The organism is Salinisphaera orenii subsp. halophila YIM 95161 (assembly GCF_003732545.1).
Lineage (GTDB): Bacteria > Pseudomonadota > Gammaproteobacteria > Nevskiales > Salinisphaeraceae > Salinisphaera > Salinisphaera orenii_A.
Genome location: NZ_AYKF01000110.1, coordinates 64,704 through 87,487 on the forward strand (window position 1 = coordinate 64,704; position 22,784 = coordinate 87,487).

Below are 22,784 nucleotides of genomic sequence, written 5' to 3' on the forward strand. Positions count from 1 at the left end.
TCTGATCCGGTTTCAAGGAGCGCCGTATGGCCCAGGCCCGTGCCCACCCCGAGCACATCGACGACGTCGAGGATGTCGATGCGCAGGAATCCGCCGAATGGCGTGATGCGCTGGATGCTGTCATCGAACGCGAGGGCCCGGAACGGGCCCATTTTCTTCTGGAAATGCTCATCGAGCGGTCCCGCCGCTCGGGTGCCCACATCCCGTTCTCGCCCTACACGGCGTATGTGAACACCATTCCGCCGCACATGGAGGAGCGCTCGCCGGGCGATCCGGCCATCGAATGGCGCATCCGCTCGATCATCCGCTGGAACGCCATGGCCATGGTGATCCAGGCCAATCGCCATCACGAAGGCGTGGGCGGGCACATCGCCAGCTTCGCCTCGGCGGCCACGCTCTACGAGGTGGGTTTCAACCACTTCTGGCACGCGCCGAGCGAGAAGCACGGCGGTGACCTGGTCTATATCCAGGGCCATTCCGCGCCGGGCATCTACGCGCGTTCGTATCTGGAAGGCCGGCTCGACGAGGACCAGCTCTACAACTTCCGCGCCGAATCCACCGGCAAGGGGCTGTCGAGCTATCCGCACGCCTGGCTGATGCCGGACTACTGGCAGTTCGCCACCGTGTCCATGGGCATCGGTCCGATCAATGCGATCTATCAGGCGCGCTTCATGCGCTACATGGAGCATCGCGGCGTCCAGGACAACGAGGGCCGCCACGTCTGGTGCTTTTGCGGCGACGGCGAAATGGACGAGCCCGAATCCATGGGCGCGATCGATATCGCCTCGCGCGAGGGCCTCGACAACCTGATCTTCGTGGTCAACTGCAACCTGCAGCGCCTGGACGGCCCGGTGCGCGGCGACGCCAAGGTCATCAACGAGCTCGAAGGTGCCTTCCGCGGCGCCGGCTGGAACGTCATCAAGGTGATCTGGGGCGCGCTCTGGGACGGCCTGCTCGCCCAGGACCACGACGGCAAGCTCGTGGAACTGATGAACGAGACGGTCGACGGCGAATACCAGGCCTACAAGGCCAACGGCGGCGATTACACGCGCCGGGAATTCTTCGGCAAGTATCCCGAGCTCGAGGAGATGGTCGCGTCGATGTCCGACGAGGACATCCGCCGCCTGAACCGCGGCGGCCACGATCCGCACAAGGTCTATGCCGCCTATCACCGCGCGGTGAACAACAAGAACGGGCGTCCGACCGTGATCCTGGCCAAGACGGTCAAGGGCTACGGCATGGGCGAGGCCGGCGAAGGCCAGAACATCACCCATCAGCAGAAGAAGATGGGCGAAGACGCGCTCAAGGAATTCCGCGACCGTTTCGAGATCCCGGTCGACGACGACAAGATCGCCGAGGCGCCCTTCTACAAGCCGGCCGAGGACTCCGAGGAGATCCAGTACCTCAAGGCCCGGCGCGAAGAGCTCGGCGGCTATCTGCCGCAGCGGCGCACCGAGGGCGACAAGCTCGAGATCCCGCCGCTGTCGGCGTTTGACAAGCTGCTCCAGGGCTCGGGTGATCGCGAGATGGCCACCACCATGGTGTTCGTGCGCCTGCTGCAGATCCTCGCCCGCGACAAGAACATCGGCAAGCGCGTGGTCCCGATCGTCCCCGACGAGGCGCGCACCTTCGGCATGGAGGGCATGTTCCGCAGCCTGGGCATCTATTCGCCGGTCGGCCAGTTGTTCGTGCCCGAGGACTCCGACCAGCTCGCCTTCTACAAGGAGGCCAAGGACGGCCAGATTCTCGAGGAGGGCATCACCGAGGCCGGCGCGATCTCGTCGTTCATCGCCGCGGCCACGTCGTATTCGAACCACGGCCGGACGATGATCCCGTTCTACGCCTTCTACGCCATGTTCGGCTATCAGCGCGTGGGCGATCTGTGCTGGGCGGCGGGCGACATGCGTTCCCGCGGTTTCATGCTCGGCGGTACCGCCGGGCGGACGACCATCAACGGCGAGGGCCTGCAGCATCAGGACGGGCACAACCCGATCATGTTCGACTGCGTGCCCAACTGCCGCGTCTACGACCCGACGTTCTCCTACGAGATGGCGGTGATCATCCACCGCGGCCTGGTCGAGATGTACGAGGAGCAGCGCGACGTCTACTACTACCTCACGATGATGAACGAGAACTACACGCACCCGGCCATGCCGGAAGGCGTCGAGGACGACATCATCGCCGGCATGTACAGGTTCTCGGAAGGCAACAAGCGCTACAAGAAGCAGGTGAACCTGATGGGTTCCGGCACCATCCTGCGCGAGTCCATCGCCGCCGCCGAGATGCTGGAAAAGGAATACAACGTCGGCGCCACCGTCTGGAGCGTGCCCAGCTTCACCCAGCTCAAGCGCGACGGGCTGACCACCGAACGCTGGAACATGCTTCATCCGGAGGCCGATCCGCGCCAGAGCTTCGTGGCCCGGCAGTTCGCCGACGCCAAGGGCCCGGCGATCGCGGCCACCGACTACGTCCGCGGCCTGCCGGAGATGATCCGGCCATTCATGCCGATCCCGTATCACACGCTCGGCACCGACGGCTACGGCCGCTCCGACACCCGCGAGGCGCTGCGCGACTTCTTCGAGGTCGATCGCCGCTGGATCATCGTGGCCGCGCTCAAGGCGCTCGCCGATCAGGGCGACATCGAGCGCAAGAAGGTGGGCGAGGCCATCCGCAAGTACGGCATCGACCCGGACAAGCCGGAGCCGATCACCCATTGAGGACCCACTGATCGCGTAACGATCGCGACGCGTCAACGCACCACGCTTTGAAACCATGGCCCGGCAGCGGGCCGTGTCACCGGATCAAGGAAACGCTCTATGGCGGCGCAGGAAATCAAGGTCCCGGACATCGGCGACTTCGACGCGGTCGAGGTCATCGAGGTCCTGGTCTCGGCGGGCGACAGCGTCGAGCAGGAACAGGCGCTGATCACGCTCGAGTCCGACAAGGCCACGCTCGAAGTGCCTTCGACCGTGGCCGGTCAGATCACCGAAATGAAGGTCTCCGAAGGCGACTCGGTCTCCGAGGGCGACGTCATCGCCCTGGTCGAGGTCGCCGATGAAGACGGCGGCGCGGACGACGCGGACGACGACGGCGATGCCGACGCCGGACAAGCCGAGGCGGCCGAGGAATCGGACGAATCGAACGATTCCGCGGACGAGGCCGGCGACGACGCCGCGCCGGCCGACGATGACGGCGATGACGAAAGCGACGAAGACGCCGGCGGCGGCGAGACCGTCGAGGTCAAGGTGCCGGATATCGGCGACTTCGATTCGGTCGAGGTCATCGAAGTGCTGGCCGCCGAAGGCGACGAGGTCCAGCAGGAACAGGCGCTGATCACGCTGGAATCCGACAAGGCCACGCTGGAGGTGCCGTCCACCGCGGCCGGCCGGATCGTCGCGATGACGGTCTCCGAGGGCGATACCGTCTCCGAAGGCGACGTGATCGCGCAGGTCGAGACCGCGGGCGGCGGCGACAAGGCCGGCGGCAAGCAGTCCGACGGCGGGCGGTCGAGCGACGACGAGGCCAAGGCGAAGCAATCCGGCACCTCGGAGACGGATCGCGCGAAAAAAGCCGACAGCGCCGCCGCCGCGGGCGACGGGTCCAACAAGAAGTCCGCCCCGGCGCCGAGCGAGGACGACGGCTCCAGCAAGCTCGCCGACGTCGACGAGGACCGCTTCAACAAGGCCCACGCCTCGCCCAGCGTGCGCAAGTACGCCCGCGAGCTGGGGGCCGATCTCGGTCGCATCGAGGGCAGCGGCCGCAAGGGCCGCATCCTCGCCGAGGACGTGCAGCAGTACGTCAAGGACACGCTCAAGCAGGTCCAGGGTAGCGGCGCCTCCGCCGGCGCGGCGGCCCCGGCCGGTGGCGGCGGCGTGCCCGCGCAGCCGGATATCGACTACAGCCAGTTCGGCGAGGTCGAGACCACCGAGCTGGCGCGCATCCGCAAGCTCTCGGCCAAGGCCGTGCACCGCAACTGGCTACTGATTCCGCACGTCACCCAGTTCGACACCGCCGACATCACCGAGATGGAGCAATTCCGCCAGGCCAACAAGGACAAGGCCAAGGCGGAGGGCGTCAAGCTCACGCCGCTGGCGTTCCTGCTCAAGGCCTCGGCGGCCGCGCTCAAGGCCTTCCCGGATCTCAACAGCTCGCTCACCGCGGACTGCGAGCACCTGGTGCACAAGCACTACGTGAACATCGCGGTGGCCGTGGACACGCCCAACGGCCTGCTCATGCCGGTCATCAAGGACGTCGACGCCAAGGGCATCTACGACATCGCCCGCGATCTGGACGACATCAGCGGCCGCGCCCGTGACGGCAAGCTCAAGGGCGACGAGATGAAGGGCGCGAGCTTTTCTGTGTCCAGCCTGGGCGGCGTCGGCGGGACGGCCTTCACGCCGATCGTGAACAGCCCGGAGGTGGGCATCCTCGGCGTGTCCAAACACAGCTGGCAGCCGGTGTGGAACGGCAGCGAGTTCGAGCCCCGGCTGATCCTGCCGCTGTCGCTGTCCTACGATCACCGCGTGATTGACGGGGCCAAGGCTGCGCGGATCACCGGGTTCCTCAGCGAGAAGCTCTCGGATCTTCGTACGTTGCTTCTTTAAGAGGCCGCGGCCATGGCACTGCAATACGGCGTTGCCGCTCGCTTGTGTAGCGTTGCTACACCGCGCTCACGGCGCCTTGTCTTGCAGCTCCATGACGCGCGCCGGGCGGTCTGACGTGTGTCGCTTCGATCGCTCGCTTCTTGAACGCATAATCCGGCCGGCCGGCCGGTCAAGGTAACTAAACCATGGCGCAGGAAATCAAGGTTCCGGACATTGGCGACTTCGACGCGGTCGAGGTCATCGAAGTGCTGGTCGCCGAGGGCGACGAGGTAGACAAGGAACAGGCCCTGATCACGCTGGAGTCGGACAAGGCCACGCTGGAAGTGCCCTCCACCGTCGCCGGCCGGATCACCGAGCTCAAGGTCGCCGAGGGCGACACGGTCTCGGAAGGCTCGGTCATCGCGCTCATCGAAGCCGCCGACAGCGGCGACGACGCGGCCGAGGATGCCGCGGACGACAAGGCCGAAAGCTCGGGCCGGAAAAAGGATGCGGGCAAGAAGAAAAGCGATGAAAAGAATCAATCGTCGTCGAAAAAGCCGACAAAGGAGTCGAAAGACAGCGACAAGCCGAAGTCCGGCGGCAGCGGCCAGCCGCGCCCGGGCGCGCATGACTACGACTGCGACGTGCTGGTGCTCGGTTCCGGCCCGGGCGGCTATTCCGCGGCCTTCCGCGCCGCCGATCTGGGCCTGAACGTCACGCTGGTCGAGCGCCACAGCGTGCTCGGCGGCGTCTGCCTCAACGTCGGCTGCATCCCGTCCAAGGCGCTGCTGCACTCGGCCAAGGTCATCGACGACGCCGCCGCCATGGCCGAGCACGGCGTGAGCTTCGGCGAGCCGAAGATCGAGCTGCCCAAGCTGCTCGAGTTCAAGCAGTCGGTCATCGACAAGCTCACCGGCGGGCTCAAGTCCATGGCCGCGAAGCGCGAGGTCCAGGTCGTCAACGGCAACGGCACCTTCAAGGACGACCACACGCTCACCGTCGAAGGCGGCGACGACACCCGCGAGATCAGCTTCGCCAACTGCATCATCGCCGTCGGCTCCGAGCCCGTCATGCTCCCCGACTGGCCCGAGGACGAGCGCATCTGGGACTCCGAGGCCGCCCTGTCGCCGGATGAGCTGCCCAAGTCCCTGCTGGTGGTCGGCGGCGGCATCATCGGCATGGAACTGGCTAACGTCTACGCCTCCCACGGCACCAGGGTCGATGTCGTCGAAATGACGCCCAACCTGCTGCCCGGCGCCGACCGCGACCTGGTCAAGCCGCTGGAAAAACGGATGAAGGCGCGCTGCGACAACCTCTGGACGAACACCAAGGTCACGGGCCTCAAGGCCAACAAGAAGGCGCTCAAGGCCAGCTTCGAGGGCAAGGACGCGCCCGCGAGCAAGGACTACGACCGCGTGCTCGTCGCCGTCGGCCGCAAGCCCAACGGGCCGAAGATCGGCGCCGACAACGCCGGCGTGCAGGTCGGCGACAAGGGCTTCATCGCCGTCGACAAGCAGTGCCGCACCAACGTCGACCATATCTTCGCCATCGGCGACGTTTCCGGCGAACCACAGCTCGCCCACCGGGCCACGCACCAGGGCAAGGTCGCCGCCGAATGCTGCGCCGGCGAGAAATCCGCGTTCGATGCCAAGTGCATCCCCTCCGTGGTCTATACCGATCCGGAAGTCGCCTGGACCGGCGTCACCGAGACCCAGGCCAAGGAGGACGGCACCGAATACGACAAGGGCGCCTTCCCCTGGGCGGCCAGCGGCCGCGCGCTCGGCATGGGCTATTCCGAAGGCACCACCAAGATCCTGTTCGACAAGGAGACCGGGCGGGCCATCGGCGCCGGCGCGGTCGGCCCCGGTGCGGGCGAGCTCATCGCCGAGCTGGGCCTGGCCATCGAGATGGGCGCGGACGCCCACGACATCGGCCTGACCGTCCACCCGCATCCGACCCTGTCGGAAACGGTCGGCATGGCCGCCGAGGCCCAGGCCGGGACGCTCACGGACCTGTATATGCCGAAGAAGAAAAAGTAGCGTCGCTACTTTTTCGAGGTGTAGAAGGCCGGCGAGTTCGCCGGCCTTTTTATCGTCCTCGCGAACCGGCGACTGAGCAGCCGACATGCGTTTACTTGAGGCCGTGCACGCTCTAGTCTTCAATCATTGAAGAACGAGTGGGCATGCAACATGAGCGCTACGGTCGACAAAATACTGAACGACGCCCTGAGCCTGCCGCCAGCACAGCGTGCCGCGTTGGTCGAGGAACTGCTCTCGAGTCTCGATCGGCCCGATCCCGAAATTGACAAGCTTTGGGCGCAGGAAGCCGAGTCACGGATCGATATGGCCGATCGTGGCGAGATGCGCTCGATTCCCGCATCGCAGGTGTTGGGCCAAGACGATCAGCGTTGAACGTCTACTTCTACGAGGCGGCCGCCGCCGAGTTCGGTGATGCCGTCGATTATTACGACCAGCAATTACCGGGCCTGGGCCGACGGTTTGCCAAGTGGTGGCTGAAGCCCTGAATCGTATCCAGCAATTTCCAGAGGCGCATTCGCCGATCAGTGACCGCACGCGCCGTTGTCTGGTCAATCGCTTCCCGTACGGCGTTATCTATCGGCACGATGGCAACACGATCACGGTGGTCGCCGTACCCCATTTGCACCAGCGCCCCGGTTATTGGAAGCCGCGCGTGTGACGAAAAGTGCGCGCTTGGCGATGGCAGATTCGACCGTAGGAAACGATGCGCTGTCCTCGGCTTCGTGCGGAGGGTGCCAGATGCAGGTCCTGAATTCCTGCATTCACGGCCCTGGATAGGCCGAATAAGAAGGAGCGCACGACCCTTCCCCCGGCCTGTCGAATCAAAGCCGGCCGCGCGCCGGCCTTGTCGTGCCCTCGGCCCAAAGGCGTAGCAACCGACGCGCGGGGTCTTCCGGCCGGCCGATTCCGCGCGCACACTGAGCGTCATCCGCTCGCCCATCACTCAGGTCACACCGACATGACCGACCCGCAGACCGATTCCGACACCTCGACCGCCACCCTCGCCGACCGTTTCGGCTTCTCCGCCGATGCCGTCCGCCATCTGCGCCACGCCGTCGAACAGGGCGGGGGCGACATGGCCATGTTCGACCACCCCGAATTCGCCGGCCCCGGCCAGTGGATGCGCGGCGGGCTCATCATGCTCACCGACGCCAACAACCACGGCCTCAAGAGCCGCGTCGACGCCCTCTGCAACGCCCTGTCCGAACAGTTGCGCCGGGCCAATGTGGCGTCGGCCAGCCGTCACCGCCGCATCGACCCCGATGCCCGCGCATGGGATACCGGCCCGCGCGTGCGAGACCACGGCTGGCCGGCCGAACTGGGCCAGCCGTCGGCCACCGGCACGCAGAACGACCTCGCCTACGCCTACTTCGACGCCGCGCGGCGGCTCGCCATCCGCGAAAACGGGCAGCTCGCGGTCTACGACACCGGCGAGCACCGCATCAGCGGCGTGGCGCAGTCGCAGCAGGGCGCGGCGAGCCGGCTCGTGTTCACCAGCCAGCTCGGTGAAGTGCCGCTGGAGCGGCTGACTCGCGTCGACGGCGTTTCAGATGGGGCACCGGCGGAAGCGCCAGCCGCTGCCGAACCCCTGCCGCAGGCCGCGTCCGCGCCCAGCGACAGTGCCGGGATTCTGGATGCGATCGAGCGGCTCGGCGAACTGCACCGGAAGGGGCTGCTGACCGACGGCGAGTTCGCATCCAAGAAGCAGGAGTTGCTGGCGCGGCTGTGAGTGGTCGCTGACATCCGCGTATGCCACTTATGAATTTAGCTCCACGTAGAGCACCCCGACCTAGAGATGCACATCATTCATGGGATAGGCACGAAATCGCTCTTGCCATAGATGGCTGCGCCAGTTTTCCCGAAATTTGACGTAGCGCGTATAGCGTCGATGCGCCTCGCCAAGCGCCGCCCGCGGACCGTCGGTGTGTCTTGGCTGGAGGATGAAGTGCACATGATTCGGTATGAGAGGCAGTAAGCGATCACCGCCGTACAGGCTTTTGTTGCGGAATCATCGATCAGCTTGAGATAGACCCGATGGTCCTAGTCTTCGAAGGAGATCAGCTGGCGGCTGTTGCGGCGCTGGGTAAAGTGATCGGGTGTGTTGGGTAGTGTGACGCGAGCTAGGCGGCCATAAGCGTGTTTCAGGTGAATAAGGAACTGAGTACGGGGTTGAGTATACCGTCCCTGAATGGCTCGAATGGCCCAGGCTAACGTCCCGCAAATAGCCGAACGGGTCAGGCAGATGTGGAGGTAACTACGCTGCACCCAGCGTAAAGCAAAACAACAGTTGCTCTCTTTTAGCGCAGTGTTTGCTTTTGGTGTTGCGTTATGCTAGCCGACGTGCCAAAATCAAGGTGGCCCTGCCGCACGCGAAGTCTCAAGCGGTGCTTGAGATACGTCCTTTGACATAGCGTGCGCGGGGCTATTTATTTTTTCTTGGCCGCAGCCGGGTTTATAGCCGCATTATTTGGCATAAAAAGCCAATGTCTATACGGGTGGTCCCATTTTTTTGTGGCATCCCCTTCGGTTCCTGTTGATATTCCGACATTAAAATTGGGATAAATATCACGAATTCGCCGGTTAATTTGTTTGTAAAGCTTTTCCTTGGCAATAGTTTTCTTTCCGCGGCGAGTTTTCCCTGCAGGCTTTTGCAGATGTTTGTCATTGAGGCGAAACTGGATAGATCCCAGAATTAGGTCGATACACTGAAGTAAAATATGGTCTTTCGAGTCGACTTCAGCTAATTGATTTCGAGATAGGATCACTCCCGCCTCTGAGAATTGTTTATTACGATTTAAGTTGGCTATATAATCCTTAAACTGTTCGCATTTTTCTCTCGTATCTGGCAGCTGGTCAAAATGTATTCTCAGGCCGACTCTTGAATCAGATTCTTTTGCAGCATGCGTTAAACCAAATGCGTGTTTAATAAATTGATAGTAGAGTAGGAAGTATTCATTTTGTTTTTGTTCTTTGCTGAGGCCGACGGCAGCGAAGTATTTTTGTGTAAACATAATGCGTACTTTTATAAGATCTTTTTCGATAAAATCGAACAGAAAATCTATAAAAGCTAAGTAATTATTTAGAAAAAACGGCGTGACCTTTTGCCATTTGAGCTCTCCCGTGAACCCGAGCTCGGTTTTTTTATCGGCTAACTCTTGGATACATGTCTCAAGGTCTTGCGATCTTATGAGAAGACCACCGTAAAAGTTAGCGAAATGTGGTCCGTCTTTATCTCATTCATCGCAGTATAAGATAAGCTCTTTAGACATAAGATGATACGGAGTGCTGTAATGCAGGAGCCGTTTACGAATTCTTGAGTAAATAGTTCGTGTTAAGCGCTGCTTGGCCCTATTAAAGTAGGGAACCCGAGGACAGCATACCTATCCAGACATTGAGCAGGAAGGGAAGCAGGGTCTAGTTGGACTCGACTTCCGAGTGCACCGGAGCCGATGGAGTGAAGGACTTCAAGTGGCGAGCGATAAGCGAGGCACTTTATTGGCCGATTGTTTAACTTCTAGACTACGACAGCGCATTTAGGGTCACGTCGTGCATTTTGCATTCGCAGCGATAAGTCACGATCTTTCATGCGCGAATTGCCGTAGTATGGCGCCCAGATTTCATTAAAGCAGGACCGACTATGGCCGAAGCCAGCGCCCGCCACATCCTCGTTGAAGACGAGGCCCAATGCATCGAACTCAAGGAACGGATCGAGAACGGGGATGATTTCGCGGAGATCGCGCGTGCGCACTCGACGTGCCCGTCCGGCCGCCAGGGCGGCGATCTCGGCACGTTCGGCCCCGGCCAGATGGTGCCGGCGTTCGACGAGGTGGTGTTCAGCGCGCCGCTGAACGAGGTGCAGGGGCCGGTGAAGACGCAGTTCGGGTATCACTTGCTGGAGGTGACCGGGCGCGGATAGCGTCGGATTGGGCCGCGGGTGCCGCGACTGTTCGGCTTGCCCGATGAGCGCGGGTCGGATTGAGCGTCGTGCTTTGATGCGGCTTGGGGTTTCGCGCTGATGCGCGACTCCCTTTCATTTGCTTGTCCAAACGAAAGGAAGCAGCAACTGTCTTGAGCATCTATAGCTATGTCGACATAGCCAGGGCGATTCGTTCATCGCGCAGACGCGCATTGAGCACGACCAGCAGTTTGCGCATCGACGCAACCAACGCGACCTTCGGCCGCTTGCCGCGCGCTTTCAAGGCCTCGTAGAACGCCTTGAACTGGGGCTCCCATCGGACGGCGACCAAGGCCGCCATATAGAGCACTTTACGCACCGCGCGGCGTCCGCCGAAGATACCGCGTCGGCCGCGTAGCGTGCCGCTGTCGCGATTGAGCGGCGCCACGCCAACAAGCTTGGCGATTTGCTGGCGAGATAGCGTACCCAGCTCGGGCAACTGACTGATCAAGGTCGCCTGTACGACAGGCCCCAGCCCCTTGATGGATCGCCAGGCCGGTGTCAGATGGGGTTTAGCCAGTTCGGCGATGCGTTTGTCCAGCGCCTCGCGCTCGGCCCGAAGCGTTGCTAGAGAGTGTGCGGCGAGTGCACGCAACTCGGGCACGCTTATGGCCTCGATCTGCTGGGTTTGCTGCTGGAGTGCGCCCACGACTTGGGTGCGTCTCGTGACAAAAGCGGCCAGCATCGTCTGCCAGTCGGCCGGCGCCACATAGCGGGCCAGCTTGGCAAACATGCAGTGGGCCATATCGGCCAGACCTTGGGCATCCAAGGCATCGGTCTTGGCCGGCTGGCCGCTGGCACGTGCGAAGTTACGGGCTTGTCTTGGATTAACGCGACTCACCGCATGGCCCGCCGCGATCAGGGCGTCCAGCACAGGCTTTTCCAGCCCGCCCGTGGCTTCGAGCACGACCTGAGTCTCACCCCAGCTCGCCAAGTGCTCGAGTATGCCGGCAATGCCGGACGCCGTATTATCGAATCGATACACGGCCGGCTGATCGTGGCGTGCGAGATCCAGTGCACACTTACCGACATCAATACCCACACCGATCATGGCTAATCTCCGTTAAAGTGATAGATGTCGAGAGATCTCACGCGCGAGCCCATTCTTATCGATACGAGCGATAGACCTGGCAACTGTTCGGACGTAGGCGTGAGAAACCGGCGTGCGGCACCAAGCTGCTTCGCGGTCGCGGAACCTAAAGTAAAACGGGCGCACACGCCGGGCTCTCGACGCCATTGTACGAACTTAGGAAGAGATAAAAGGAAAAGACACCCGGGTTGCACGCCGGCGCGAAGCGCCGGTCCACTGCGATGCTCGCATCGAAGGGATGCGGCAGAACTCGGGCCGCTGCGCGGCCCTCAGACAGGCTGCCGCATGAAGCGGCCCTTCGATGCTGCGCTTCTCGCCGCTCCACACGGGACCCGAATACAGACGACCAGGCAACAGCCAGACCGCACTTTTCTATGTAGGACCTGCGTTCAATCCCTTGGGCGTAGCGCTGAGCAGCGAAGGCCGCAAGCGGATCAAGACAGCCGGATGTTTGAGCGTAGCGAGTTTCCGGCTGTCCCGCTTGCGGCCGCAGCCGCGCAGGGCACCGATGCGCAGCATCGGCGCAAGACAGGGTGCCTTTTGAATAACAAGGCACGCATGTGGGCAAGCAAATATAAGAGCGCGAAACCCCGGTTGGCTTGGCGGAATCAGCTGGCTATTGCGCTCGCCAGCGCTACACGCACCAATGCAACGAGCGCACGGGCTACGCCTCGTCGGCATCCAGGCCCAGCCGCCCGTGGAGCCGCGCATCGAGCTCGGCCAGATCCGCATCGGCGTCCTGCGGCCAGTCCACTGCCAGCGTGACGCCTTCGGCGTGGTAGCGGGCGTCCACGATCTCGCCTTCGTGTTCGGCCAGCCAGCCGCGGGCGGGCTGTTCGTCGGCGAAGTTCAGGCCGAGCGAGACGCGGCGGCGCGGGATGTATTCGCGTGTCGGCAGGTCCGCGAGCAGCGCGGTCACGGTCTGGCCGTAGGCGCGTGCCAGGCCGCCGGTGCCGAGCTTGGTGCCGCCGAAATAACGGATGACCACGCAGACGACGCGGCCGAGGCCGCTGCCCGCCAGCACCTGATACATGGGCCGGCCGGCGGTGCCGCCGGGCTCGCCGTCGTCGGCAAAGCCGATGGCCTGGTCGTCGTCCGGCGCGCCGGCGATGTAGGCGAAACAGTGGTGCGAGGCCTCCGGGTGGTGCCGGCGCGCGAGCGCGACCAGCCGCTGGGCGTCGTCGATGCCGTCGACGGCCGCGCACCAGCCGATGAAGCGGCTTTTCTGCACGTCGAGCGTGGCGGTGTGCGGCGCGTCGACGCTCGCGGCGGGCATGGCATGGCGCATCGGGTCTCCGTCCGGCGGGCCCGGCCGCCCGGCGGGTCGGGCGCCGGCGGGTTTCGGGCAGTGCTCGGCGTTGATGCTATCGGTTTCGGGCGGGGCCCTGGGCGCTCGGCCGTGGACGGCCGATGTGCGCCGATCGGCGGGCACGGGCGCCGATGAGGCCGCGTCCCGCGTCGGCGGGTCTTACAGTGCGGCCACGGGCGCGTGCCGGCCCGGCCATTATTCCGCGGCCGATCCGGGACTTGCGCGGTCTGGCGCGGACCTTGCTGGACGCACGGCCTCATGCCGCGAAACGAGGGGCTGTCATGAAGGGATGGGTGGCACTGGTGCTGCTGGGGTTCGTGGGTTTTGCGACCGCCGGGATCGTGAATCCGGATGTCCCGAACCACGTCGGCGCGTTTCACGAACGCATGGCCGCGTATCAGCAGCGGATTCTGGACGGGCGGACGACGTTGTCGATGGACCAGGCCTCGGGGAGCATGGCCGAGGCGCTCGACGACGAATTGAACGAGGCGTACCGCCGGGTGATGGCGCGGCTGTCGGAGCCGCAGCAGGCGGCACTGCGCGCCTCGCAGCGCCAATGGCTGGACTACCGTGACGCCGAGTACGCCTTTCTGAACCAGACCTTCACACGACAGGTCTACGGCAGCTCTTACGCCCTCGCCCTGACCGGCGCCCGGAACGCCCTGGTCTACGAGCGTGCCGAGGAACTGTGGGGGTATCTCGAGCAGCTGTACTAGCCGCAGGGCGTGGGTTCGCGGGTGCCGGCGCGACCCGGTCGTTCATCTCTGCCGACGGTGTCCGGTCCGGGCGGCGCGTGGCGCCGACGGCGAGGCCGCGCGGGCAGGCGGCGTCCGATACAGATTCACGCATCAAGGCATGGATGCGGCACGCGGCGACATGCGCTGCGGCCCCGCGCGGCCATCCGGTTGCCGGGTCGTCTTGACACATCTACCGGACGTCGGGAACGTTATTTTCAGTACATGACCCCGGTCGCGCGGCTCGCGACCCGCTGGAGCCCGACCCATGCCCCGAGAGATCAGCACCCTGGTGGCCGACCTGTCCTTCCTCGAATGCCCCCGCTGGCACGGGGGACGGATCTGGTTCGTGGACTTCTACACCCATCGGGTGTTCTCCGCGGCCGAGGATGGCGGCGACCTGCGCATCGAGGCCGACGTGCCGCAGCAGCCCTCCGGGCTCGGCTGGTTGCCGGACGGTCGGCTGCTCGTGGTCTCCATGCGCGACGCCCGCCTGCTGCGCCGCGAGGCCGACGGCCGGCTGGTCACGCACGCCGATCTGGGCCCGCACGTCGGCGGGCACCCGAACGACATGGTGGTCGATGCCCAGGGCCGCGCCTACGTCGGCAATTTCGGCTTCGACCTGATGGCCGGCGCCCCGATCGCGCCCGCCAACCTGTTGCGCGTGGATCCGGACGGCGGTGTGAGCCGGGTCGCCGACGACCTGTGGTTCCCCAACGGCAGCGTGCTGACCGACGACGGCGCCCTGCTGGTTAACGAGACGTTCGGGAACCGCGTGTCCGCATTCGACGTCGCGGCCGATGGCTCGCTGTCGAACCGGCGCGACTGGGCCGCCTTCGGCGATCCGCCCGCCGCGCGTGACCTGGCCACGGCGCTCGGCGAACTCGCGCTCGCCCCGGACGGCTGCGGCCTGGACGCCGAGGGCGCGCTGTGGATCGCCGACGCCCTGGGCGAGCGGCTGTTCCGGGTCCGCGAAGGCGGCGAGATCCTGGAGGAGATCCCGACCGGCACCGGCGTGTTCGCCTGCATGCTCGGTGGCGCGGACGGCCGGACCCTGTTCGCCTGTCTGGCGCCGGACTTCGACGAGCACGCCCGCAGCGCCGCCCGCGAGGCCACCCTGGCGGCGATACGGGTCGATGTGCCGCACGCCGGGCGGCCCTGAGGCGAATCCCGTTCGCTCGCCGGCAGAGCGTCCGGTGGATCGGCTCGCAACGGATCCGGGCCGCTCGCCGCGGATCGTCGTCGCAGCGGCACTCGGCCCCGCGGCGGCGCGGGCATCGATGCGCCTTCGTCGAGCCGGTACCGGTCCACAGGTCGGCGGCGCGCCCGGCACGCCGCACGTCGCCCGGCCGCCGCGGCGGGCCACGCCTGCCGCCGCCGTGACAGGCACCCGGGCCGCGCTTGGCGGTCGCGCGCCGTGAACCCGCAGGATCTGGACAAGCTGGTCACGCGCACGATGCCGTTCGGCAAGTACGCGGGCCGGCTGCTGGCCGATCTGCCGGGGCCGTATCTGCACTGGTTCGCCCGCGAGGGCTTTCCCGACGGCGAGCTCGGGCGCCTGCTCGCGCTCATGCACCACATCGACCACAACGGGCTCAAGCCGCTGCTCGACCCGCTGCGTGGCCCGCGCTGACCGCGATCGCCTGCCGGGGCCGGGCGCGGCCGGTTATCCTGCGTGTTTTCGCCTGCAAGGAGTCGCATCGTCATGGCGATACGCAAGATCGCCCGCATGGGCCAGCCGGTGCTGCGCCAGGTCACCGCGCCGGTCGCCGACCCCGCCGAGCCGGAGATCCAGCGCCTGATCGCGGACATGAAGGACACGCTCGCCGATGCCGAGGGCGTGGGTCTGGCCGCACCGCAGGTGTATGTCGCCCGGGCGGTGATGATGTTCTTCGTTCCGCCCGCGCGCACCGTCAGCGGCGAGGCCGACGACGGCGTGCCGCTCACGGTGCTAATCAACCCGGAGATCGAGGTGCTCGACGACGAAGTCGTGGGCGATTGGGAAGGCTGTCTGTCGATTCCGGGCCTGCAGGGCTACGTGCCGCGCGCCCGGCGCATCCGCTACCGCGGGCTGGACGACACCGGCGCGCCGATCGAACGCGAGGCCACGGATTTTCACGCCCGCGTCGTGCAGCACGAATACGACCATCTGCAGGGCATTCTCTACCCCGAGCGCATGACCGACATGACCCGCCTGGGCTTCACCGAGGAACTGCGCCGCCATCCGCCCGTTCACGACTAGCGGCTGCGGACGCTTCACGCGAGCCCGCACCACGGCGCCTGGCCCGCGTCGGGTTGGGCCGCCCATGAACGATCGACCCGGGGCGCGCTGCGGCGTTGCCCGTCTGGATCGGGGCGCGCCATGATCGGCGACTCGTGCCTTGCCGCACACGATGTGCGGCCTTAAACACGGCAGGCCCTGGTCGAGCGCCATCGCCGGCGGCACGGCGCGCGCTGCGCCGATCCGGCCGGTCGATTTTGCCAAGAGGTGAGCCCGTACGGCGCGACTCACGCCTTGCTTCCAGCCCCGCCCGGGCCTGCATCGCCACGCGGCGGTATCGCCCGCGCACGTTGCGCCGCGGTCGATACCCCGCCTCGACCGCGTCGATGCGAATCCGCCGAGTCGGGCCACGACGGTCGACGCGCCGTTGCAGGCCAGCCGCGCCGACGTCACCGGTCGCCGGGCCGGTCCGTCCGTCGGGCTCGGCCGGTTGCGTCGAGCCTCAACCACATCCCGCGCTCGAACGCCGGCGACTTGCTCTCTCTGCGACCATGCAGTGCATGCGCAGCGGCCGCCGCCGCCGGCCGTAGCGATGCGCTTGCGGGTGTCAGCCGCGGGCGCTGTGGATGCTGCCGATGGGTTCGAGTCGGACCGGGGCTGGCGCCGGGTCCGGCGTGCACCCGAGACCGCCGCGGCACACGACCTCGCGGCGGGTGTCAGCCGTCATGCGCCGTGTCCGCGCGCCAGACGGCCCGACCGCGACGGGCGCCGCGGCCTGGGGCGGCGATCCTCGCCTCGCGCGGGTCGATGCGCTGACCGACCGGCGAGGCCCGTTGACAGCCGTCGCGGTTGGTCAATATCTTGCATGGAAAGTATAACTACCATTCGTCCGGCGTGTACCGGTGATCCGCGAGGGAGGACACGCACCATGCCAACGCAACGCGCTTCAGCGACAGGGCGGCCTGCACATCGCGTGCCGGTGGCTCGGGCCGCGGGCCTCGCCCTGTCGCCGTCACGTCTCGACATCACCGCCCCCGGGAGCCGCCATGACCACTGAATCCGCCGCCAACCCCGGCCTCAAACGCACGCTGACGCTGTCCTCGGTGGTGATTCTGGGCGTGGCCTGGGTCACGCCGCTGATCGCGCTGGCGACCATCGGCATCATCATCCAGCTGTCCAACGGCACCGCGCCCACGGCCTATCTGATCACGCTGCTGGCGATGGTATGCACGGCCTGGAGCTATGGGCGCATGGCCTCGGTGCACTATCAGAGTGCGGGCTCGGCCTATACCTATGTCGGCGAGGAAATGGGCCCGCGGCTGGGCTTTCTCACCGGCTGGTTGATCCTGCTGGACTATTTCTTCATCCCGCTGGTCGTATGGCTGATCGGCGCGGCCTATCTGTCGGCCCAGTTTCCGATCATCCCGATGGGTGCCTGGATCGTCGCCTTCATCGTGCCCACGACGCTGCTCAACATCATCGGTATCCAGGTCACGGCGCGTGCGAACTATCTGCTGGTGGCCTTCCAGCTGCTGGTGATCGCGATCTTCGTGGCCCTGAGCCTGGGCTATTTCGCAAGCCATGACACCGGCAGCACGCTGCTCTCGCCGTTCGCCAACGATACGACCACGATCGCCGCACTCGCCACGGCCGCGGCGGTGGCGGCCTACTCGTTCATCGGCTTCGACGGGCTGACGCTGCTCACGGAAGAAACGATCGACCCCAAACGCACCATCCCGCGCGCGATGCTGATCGTGGTGGTGTTCTTCGGCGTGCTGTTCGTGGGCGTTTCATGGACCGCGCAGCTGATCCATCCCGGCGTCGAGTTCGACAACGTGGATTCCGCCGCGCTGGAGCTGGCGCGCATGGTCGGCGGCAACCTGTTCAATGCCGTCGTGCTGGCCGGGCTGATCGTCGGCCAGTTCGCCTGTGGCCTGGCGATTCAGGCGGGCGCCTCGCGGCTGCTGTTCACCATGGGCCGGGACGGCACGCTGCCGAGCCGGCTGGCCTATGTCTCGCCCAAGTACCGTACGCCGGTGGTCAGCATCGTGCTGATCGGCCTGACGGGGCTGGTCGGGCTGTTCGTGGATGTGACCACTTCGGCCTCGTTCATCAACTTCGGCGCGTTCAGTGCCTTCACGCTGGTCAATCTGAGTGCGATCGTGCATTACTGGCGGCATCGGCCGAGCCAGGGCATCGGCGCGATCCTCGGCTGGATCGTGGTCCCGCTGGCGGGCGTGCTCATCGACGGCTATCTGCTGCTGAGCCTGGGCGCGGATGCGCGCATCATCGGCAGCATCTGGCTGGCGCTGGGCGTGCTCTGGCTGGCCGTGCTGACGCGCGGCTTTCGCCAGCCGCCGCCCAAGCTGGCGCTGGACAGCGAAAAACCGGACTGATCCGACCGACGAAGCGCTCGGGCCGCCGCGCCCGAGCCTTCGTCTCCCGTGCCACACCGGAGAGCATCGATCATGGCGCAACAGGAACTCACGGTAGCGCTGGCCCAGCTCAAGCCCGCGCTGCGCGATCCGCAGGCCAACGTCGCCCGGATGCAGGCTGTCATCGCCGCGCATCCGGCGGCCGATCTGGTGGTCTTTCCGGAGCTGTTCTGGGGCGGCTACACCACGACCGACCTCGAGGCGCTGGTCTGCGACGTGCACGGCGAGCTGTTCGCCGCGCTGGCCGAGCGCGCGGCGCATCATCGCACCGCCGTGCTGTTCGGCGCGGCCGAGGCGGTGGACGGCGGTTTCGCGAACGCCGCGTTTTTCATCGATCGCGACGGCCGCCCGGGCGGGGTCTATCGCAAGGCCCAGCTGTTCGGCGACGAGAGCGCGGGCTTCGTGCCCGGCGACGCACTGCGGCTGGTGTCCGTCGGCGGCCACCGGCTGGGCGTGATGATCTGTTTCGACGTGGAGTTTCCGGAAGTCGCCCGGGCGCTGGCGCGGGCCGGCGCCGATGCGCTGGTCACGATCTCGGCGAACATGACGCCGTTCGGCTTCGATCATCACCTGTTCGCGACCGCCCGCGCGGTGGAGAACGGCCTGCCGCATGTCTATGTCAACCAGGTGGGCGAGGGCGAGCGCTTCACCTTCACCGGCGGCTCGATGGCGGTGTCGGTCGACGGCGAGCTCAGCGCCGAGGCCGGCGGGCAGGCCGAAGGGGTGACCGTGGCACGCCTCGCCCCGGCGGTGCCCAGCCGCGTGCGCCCGGACTATCTCGCCCTGCACCGCGACCCGCCGCCGGTGAGCGGCTGAGGCGCGGCCGAGGCCGTCGGGCCGCGAGTCGGCCGGCGCGAAGGCGAATCGCGGCGCGCCGGATCACGGCTTCGTCCGGCGGCGGTTCCGGCACGCCAGGCTCTGGCAAGCGGGAGCGCAGACGGCCGTGCCGGTTGCCGCCGGCCAACCGATCGGGTCTCGAGCATCCGCCCTGCGCTGCCGTTCGGCGCCCAATATCCGCCGGTGCGGTGCGTTCCGGCGTATTATCCGGCCTGGTTATCTGGCCTGGCCTTCACCTGCCTTGGAGCGTGGTCCCCGCGATGCATCCCTGCCTGAGCTGTGGTGCCTGCTGCGCCCTGTACCGCGTCGCCTTCCACTGGCTGGAGGCGGCGCCGGAATACGGCGGCCGCGTGCCGGCCGCGCTCACCGAGCCGCTCGACGGCCATCGGCTGGTGATGAAAGGCACCAAGCATCGGCCCGCGCGCTGCGTGGCTCTGGAGGCCGACATCGGTCGTCACGCCCGCTGCACCATCCATGCGGACCGCCCCGGCGTCTGCCGCGAGGTGGCGCCATCGTGGGAGTTCGGCGCCGTCAGCCCACAGTGCGACCGGGCCCGCCTCGCCCACGGACTGCCCGCGCTCACCCCCGCCGACTGGACGCGGCCGGTGCTGCCCGCCACGGCGATGACCGTGCACGCCGGTTCAAACGACGACGACCCGCCGCCGCTGCCCGCGGCGCCGGCAGCGGCCTGAGACCGCCGACAGTCGAACCGGGACCGCGGCGCGATCTTGTCCACCGAGCGGCGGGGTAAGCGGGCGTCGTCGCGCCGGCGGCCGTGCGCGACGCCCGGACTCGTCAGCCGTGACGCGAGCACGTAGGCTGGCCGCACGGCCTCCCACACCGAGTGAACCATGGTTTGTCGCATTGCGTTTCTGTTCGTGCTGCTGTTCGCCGGCGCCGGCGCCCACGCGGGTGATGCGTCCGACGTCGACGGGCTGATCGTCGAGTCCAGCCCCCACGACGTGGCCACCACGGTCGAGCGCTTCCAGCGCGTGGCCCGGGCCAACGGATTGACGGTCTTCGATACCGTCGATCACGCCGAGGGCGCGACCCAGGCCGGCATGGATCTGGCGCCGACCACGCTGGTGATCTTCGGCAACCCGAAGGCCGGCACGCCGTTGATGCAGTGCGGCCGGACCATGGGTATCGATCTGCCCGCCAAGGCCCTGATCTGGGCCGACGACGGTGAAACCCGGCTGGCCTACAACGACATCGAGTATCTGGCCGAACGCCACGACATCGGCGACTGCAAGGCGGTACCCAAGGTCGGCGCCATGCTCGACAAGCTGGCGACGAAGACGATCTCGGAAGACGCGCTCGACGGCGGGGACTGAGCCCGCCGCGATCGCGCGGTAGACAAGGCGGCCGCCGATACGGCCCTGCGGCCCGCCGGCGCCCGATCACTCCGACGGCGGCTCGGCCGCGGACTGTACCGCCGGCGTGTGCACCGGGCCCGGCAGCCACTGCAGCGCGAGCAGGCCCAGTAGCGTCAGGCCGCCCGCGACGACCGCGGTCGCGATCAGGCGGCGCCGGGGTATTCGGCCGGTCGAATGGCGGTCGTCGTCTGGCATGAAGGCTCCGGCGTCGGGTGCTGGACGGACACCTGTCCTGCCAAGCAAGGGCTGTGCCTGCTTTTTTGTCAGTGATGCCGGGGCCGCCCGGCGGTGTGTCGTTCAGACGATTCGAACGAGATTGCCGAAAGCGCTCGCTTTTCGAGCCCGGGCCCCGCCGGTAGCGTAGGCGCGGTCATCAACGCCGTGCCGCCGGGCGCCATCGCCGGGCCGGCGCGGCCCCTGCGGAGACGAGGCATGGCCGAACCCAGCGCTGGCTTGCACCATATCACCGCGATCTGCGGCGATCCGGCCGAGAACGTGGCTTTCTACACGCGTGTGCTCGGCATGCGCTTCATCAAGAAGACCGTCAATTTCGACGATCCGGGCACTTATCATCTGTACTACGGCGACGCCATCGGCTCGCCCGGGACGGCGCTGACGTTCTTTCCCTTCGCGGGGGCCCCGGCCGGGCGCCACGGCGCCGGTGCCCCGGTGGAGATCGGCCTGGCAGTGCCCCCGGACGCGCTCGCCTTCTGGGCCGAGCGCCTGGCCGAACACGACGTGGCGTTCGAGCGTGCGACCCGTTTCGATGAGCAGATGCTGACGTTCCACGATCCGCACGGCATCGCCCTGCAGCTCGTCGGCACGGCGTCGGCCGCCGACATCGAAGGCCGGGCGGCGGCCGCGATACCGGCCGAACACGCCGTGCGCGGGTTTCACGGCGTCGGCGTGTGGACGCACGCGCTCGACGGTACCGCGATGGTGCTCGAGGAGGGACTCGGTTTCCGGCGGGTCGCCACCGCCGACGACCGCGTGCGCTTTCGGGCCGGTGACGGCCGGGCGCCCGGGGCGTTCGTCGATGTCCGTGTGGACCCGGCGCTGGCGCCGGAGCGGCAGGGGGTGGGTTCGATCCATCACATCGCCTTCCGGGCCGCCGACGACGACCACGAGATGGCGCTGCGCGACGTGCTGACGACCCACGGCCTCAACGCCACGCCGCAGATCGATCGCCAGTACTTCCACTCGGTCTATTTTCGCGAGCCGGGCGGGTCGCTGTTCGAGATCGCCACCGACGGGCCGGGGTTCACGGTGGACGAGACGGCCGAGGCCCTGGGCACGCATCTCAAGCTGCCCGAGCAGTACGAGGCCCGGCGGGCCGAGATAGAGGCCGCGTTGCCGCCGCTCTAGCCGCGGCTGCCTCGCGGCCGGCCCGCGCCCGGTCGATCGCCATCCGTGCCGGCGGGTGCGAACCCGTGTATCAACGAGTCGCGCCTCGCGCCGACCTCGGCCCGACGACGTCGGGCGGTGTGATCGAATGGGCGCGCACGGCGGCCTGAATAGCCGACGCTCGGGCAGTGCCCTCCGGACCGGTCCAGGCGTCGACATCGGCGGCCTCGTCCGCGTGTTGCCCGCCCGCGTCGCCGGCGGGCGGTGCGCCGGGCGCCGGGTCGGATGCGCCGGTGTGTCAGCCCTTGTTCGCGCGTTCGACGGCCTCGACCAGCATCTGCTGGGCCTGCTCGGCGCTGCCGCGGTCGAGCACGCGAAAGTCGCGCTTTATCATCTTGTTATAGGTGACGAAGAACTGCTCGAATTCCCACATCAGGCCGGGGCGCAGATCGTCCAGGGCGTCTACGCCGGTGTAGACGCGGGACAGGTTCGCCACCGCCACGATCCGGTCGTTGCGGACCATCTCGGCCTCGCCGTCGTGGCCCTCGTCCTGTTCCGCCTGCAGCACGCCCACCAGCCGGGCCTTGACCACGGTGCCCTGCGGGATCTCGCCGTCGATCAGCAGCATGATGTCGAGCGGGTCGCCGTCCTCGGCCAGCGTGTTGGGCACGAAGCCGAACGAGAACGGAAAGGTCACGCCCTCAGGCAGTTCGAGCGCCCATTTGAACAGCCCGGTGTCATGGTCGACGTCGTATTTCTGACGACTGCCCATGGGCGTCTCGATCACCACGGTTACGCCGTCCTCGTCCTGGGGTTTCAGCTGACCGATCGCGTCCTGAAAAAGCATGAATCTCCTGTGTC

20 protein-coding genes and 1 pseudogene are annotated in these 22,784 nt (G+C 66.4%); 16 read left to right on the forward strand and 5 right to left on the reverse strand.

What is annotated here, in order from left to right; all coding sequences use genetic code 11:
• The first annotated feature begins 26 nt into the window (after positions 1-26).
• The 6 genes from aceE to SAHL_RS13895 all read left to right on the forward strand — a co-directional run bounded on the left by aceE (position 27) and on the right by SAHL_RS13895 (position 8,351).
• Positions 27-2,717 (forward strand): pyruvate dehydrogenase (acetyl-transferring), homodimeric type, encoded by a 2,691-nt coding sequence (gene aceE / locus SAHL_RS13875; protein WP_184947705.1) that lies wholly within the window; start codon positions 27-29, stop codon positions 2,715-2,717.
• Between the two features lie 99 nt (positions 2,718-2,816).
• Positions 2,817-4,604, forward strand: a complete 1,788-nt coding sequence (aceF, locus tag SAHL_RS13880) for a dihydrolipoyllysine-residue acetyltransferase (protein ID WP_123592013.1) — start codon at positions 2,817-2,819, stop codon at positions 4,602-4,604.
• A gap of 185 nt (positions 4,605-4,789) precedes the next feature.
• Positions 4,790-6,622 carry a dihydrolipoyl dehydrogenase gene (lpdA, locus tag SAHL_RS13885; RefSeq protein ID WP_123592014.1) on the forward strand — a complete coding sequence of 611 codons (1,833 nt, stop codon included), beginning with the start codon at positions 4,790-4,792 and terminating at the stop codon, positions 6,620-6,622.
• Positions 6,623-6,772: 150 nt separating this feature from the next.
• Positions 6,773-6,994 (forward strand): addiction module protein, encoded by a 222-nt coding sequence (locus SAHL_RS13890; protein ID WP_123592015.1) that lies wholly within the window; start codon positions 6,773-6,775, stop codon positions 6,992-6,994.
• Positions 6,995-7,091: 97 nt separating this feature from the next.
• Positions 7,092-7,280, forward strand: a complete 189-nt coding sequence (locus SAHL_RS17585) for a hypothetical protein (RefSeq protein WP_148045572.1) — start codon at positions 7,092-7,094, stop codon at positions 7,278-7,280.
• A 300-nt stretch (positions 7,281-7,580) separates the two neighbouring features.
• Entirely contained in the window at positions 7,581-8,351 is a 771-nt protein-coding gene (locus tag SAHL_RS13895) for an SHOCT domain-containing protein (RefSeq protein WP_123592016.1), read from the forward strand.
• A 697-nt stretch (positions 8,352-9,048) separates the two neighbouring features.
• Here the strand turns inward: SAHL_RS13895 and SAHL_RS13905 are convergent.
• A pseudogene (locus tag SAHL_RS13905) lies at positions 9,049-9,840 on the reverse strand (DUF3800 domain-containing protein); the annotation flags it as partial.
• Positions 9,841-10,259: 419 nt separating this feature from the next.
• Here SAHL_RS13905 and SAHL_RS13910 point away from each other — a divergent pair.
• Positions 10,260-10,538, forward strand: coding sequence for a peptidylprolyl isomerase (locus SAHL_RS13910; protein ID WP_123592018.1), 279 nt, complete (start codon positions 10,260-10,262; stop codon positions 10,536-10,538).
• 166 nt (positions 10,539-10,704) lie between these two features.
• Here the strand turns inward: SAHL_RS13910 and SAHL_RS13915 are convergent, their stop codons facing one another.
• Both SAHL_RS13915 and SAHL_RS13920 read right to left on the reverse strand, forming a co-directional pair.
• Positions 10,705-11,628, reverse strand: a complete 924-nt coding sequence (locus SAHL_RS13915; RefSeq protein WP_123592019.1) for an IS110 family RNA-guided transposase — start codon at positions 11,626-11,628, stop codon at positions 10,705-10,707.
• A 703-nt stretch (positions 11,629-12,331) separates the two neighbouring features.
• Positions 12,332-12,955: an IMPACT family protein gene (locus tag SAHL_RS13920; protein WP_123592020.1), complete on the reverse strand. Its 624-nt coding sequence runs from the start codon at positions 12,953-12,955 to the stop codon at positions 12,332-12,334.
• 302 nt (positions 12,956-13,257) lie between these two features.
• Here SAHL_RS13920 and SAHL_RS13925 point away from each other — a divergent pair, with 302 nt between their 5' ends.
• From SAHL_RS13925 to SAHL_RS13960, 8 genes are all read left to right on the forward strand, one after another.
• A complete protein-coding gene (locus SAHL_RS13925) occupies positions 13,258-13,692 on the forward strand; it encodes a lysozyme inhibitor LprI family protein (protein ID WP_184947709.1) in 435 nt (144 codons plus the stop codon).
• 286 nt (positions 13,693-13,978) lie between these two features.
• Complete coding sequence (locus SAHL_RS13930) at positions 13,979-14,872, forward strand: SMP-30/gluconolactonase/LRE family protein (RefSeq protein WP_123592022.1); 894 nt, start codon at positions 13,979-13,981, stop codon at positions 14,870-14,872.
• A gap of 255 nt (positions 14,873-15,127) precedes the next feature.
• On the forward strand, positions 15,128-15,343 hold the full coding sequence (locus SAHL_RS13935) for a DUF3820 family protein (protein ID WP_123592023.1): 216 nt from the start codon (positions 15,128-15,130) through the stop codon (positions 15,341-15,343).
• Between the two features lie 72 nt (positions 15,344-15,415).
• Positions 15,416-15,952: a peptide deformylase gene (gene def / locus SAHL_RS13940; protein WP_123592024.1), complete on the forward strand. Its 537-nt coding sequence runs from the start codon at positions 15,416-15,418 to the stop codon at positions 15,950-15,952.
• Positions 15,953-16,977: 1,025 nt separating this feature from the next.
• On the forward strand, positions 16,978-18,327 hold the full coding sequence (locus tag SAHL_RS13945) for an APC family permease (RefSeq protein ID WP_123592025.1): 1,350 nt from the start codon (positions 16,978-16,980) through the stop codon (positions 18,325-18,327).
• A 72-nt stretch (positions 18,328-18,399) separates the two neighbouring features.
• On the forward strand, positions 18,400-19,182 hold the full coding sequence (locus SAHL_RS13950) for a nitrilase-related carbon-nitrogen hydrolase (RefSeq protein ID WP_123592026.1): 783 nt from the start codon (positions 18,400-18,402) through the stop codon (positions 19,180-19,182).
• Between the two features lie 281 nt (positions 19,183-19,463).
• Complete coding sequence (locus SAHL_RS13955; RefSeq protein ID WP_123592027.1) at positions 19,464-19,895, forward strand: YkgJ family cysteine cluster protein; 432 nt, start codon at positions 19,464-19,466, stop codon at positions 19,893-19,895.
• 159 nt (positions 19,896-20,054) lie between these two features.
• Positions 20,055-20,537 carry a DUF302 domain-containing protein gene (locus SAHL_RS13960; RefSeq protein WP_123592028.1) on the forward strand — a complete coding sequence of 161 codons (483 nt, stop codon included), beginning with the start codon at positions 20,055-20,057 and terminating at the stop codon, positions 20,535-20,537.
• 66 nt (positions 20,538-20,603) lie between these two features.
• Here the strand turns inward: SAHL_RS13960 and SAHL_RS17865 are convergent, their stop codons facing one another.
• Complete coding sequence (locus SAHL_RS17865) at positions 20,604-20,774, reverse strand: hypothetical protein (RefSeq protein WP_184947711.1); 171 nt, start codon at positions 20,772-20,774, stop codon at positions 20,604-20,606.
• A 237-nt stretch (positions 20,775-21,011) separates the two neighbouring features.
• On the opposite strand from SAHL_RS17865, the gene SAHL_RS13965 reads away from it, so the two are divergent.
• Positions 21,012-21,944: a ring-cleaving dioxygenase gene (locus SAHL_RS13965; RefSeq protein WP_123592029.1), complete on the forward strand. Its 933-nt coding sequence runs from the start codon at positions 21,012-21,014 to the stop codon at positions 21,942-21,944.
• A 277-nt stretch (positions 21,945-22,221) separates the two neighbouring features.
• On the opposite strand, the gene SAHL_RS13970 is transcribed toward SAHL_RS13965, so the two are convergent.
• A complete protein-coding gene (locus SAHL_RS13970; RefSeq protein WP_123592030.1) occupies positions 22,222-22,770 on the reverse strand; it encodes an inorganic diphosphatase in 549 nt (182 codons plus the stop codon).
• Positions 22,771-22,784 lie beyond the last annotated feature (14 nt).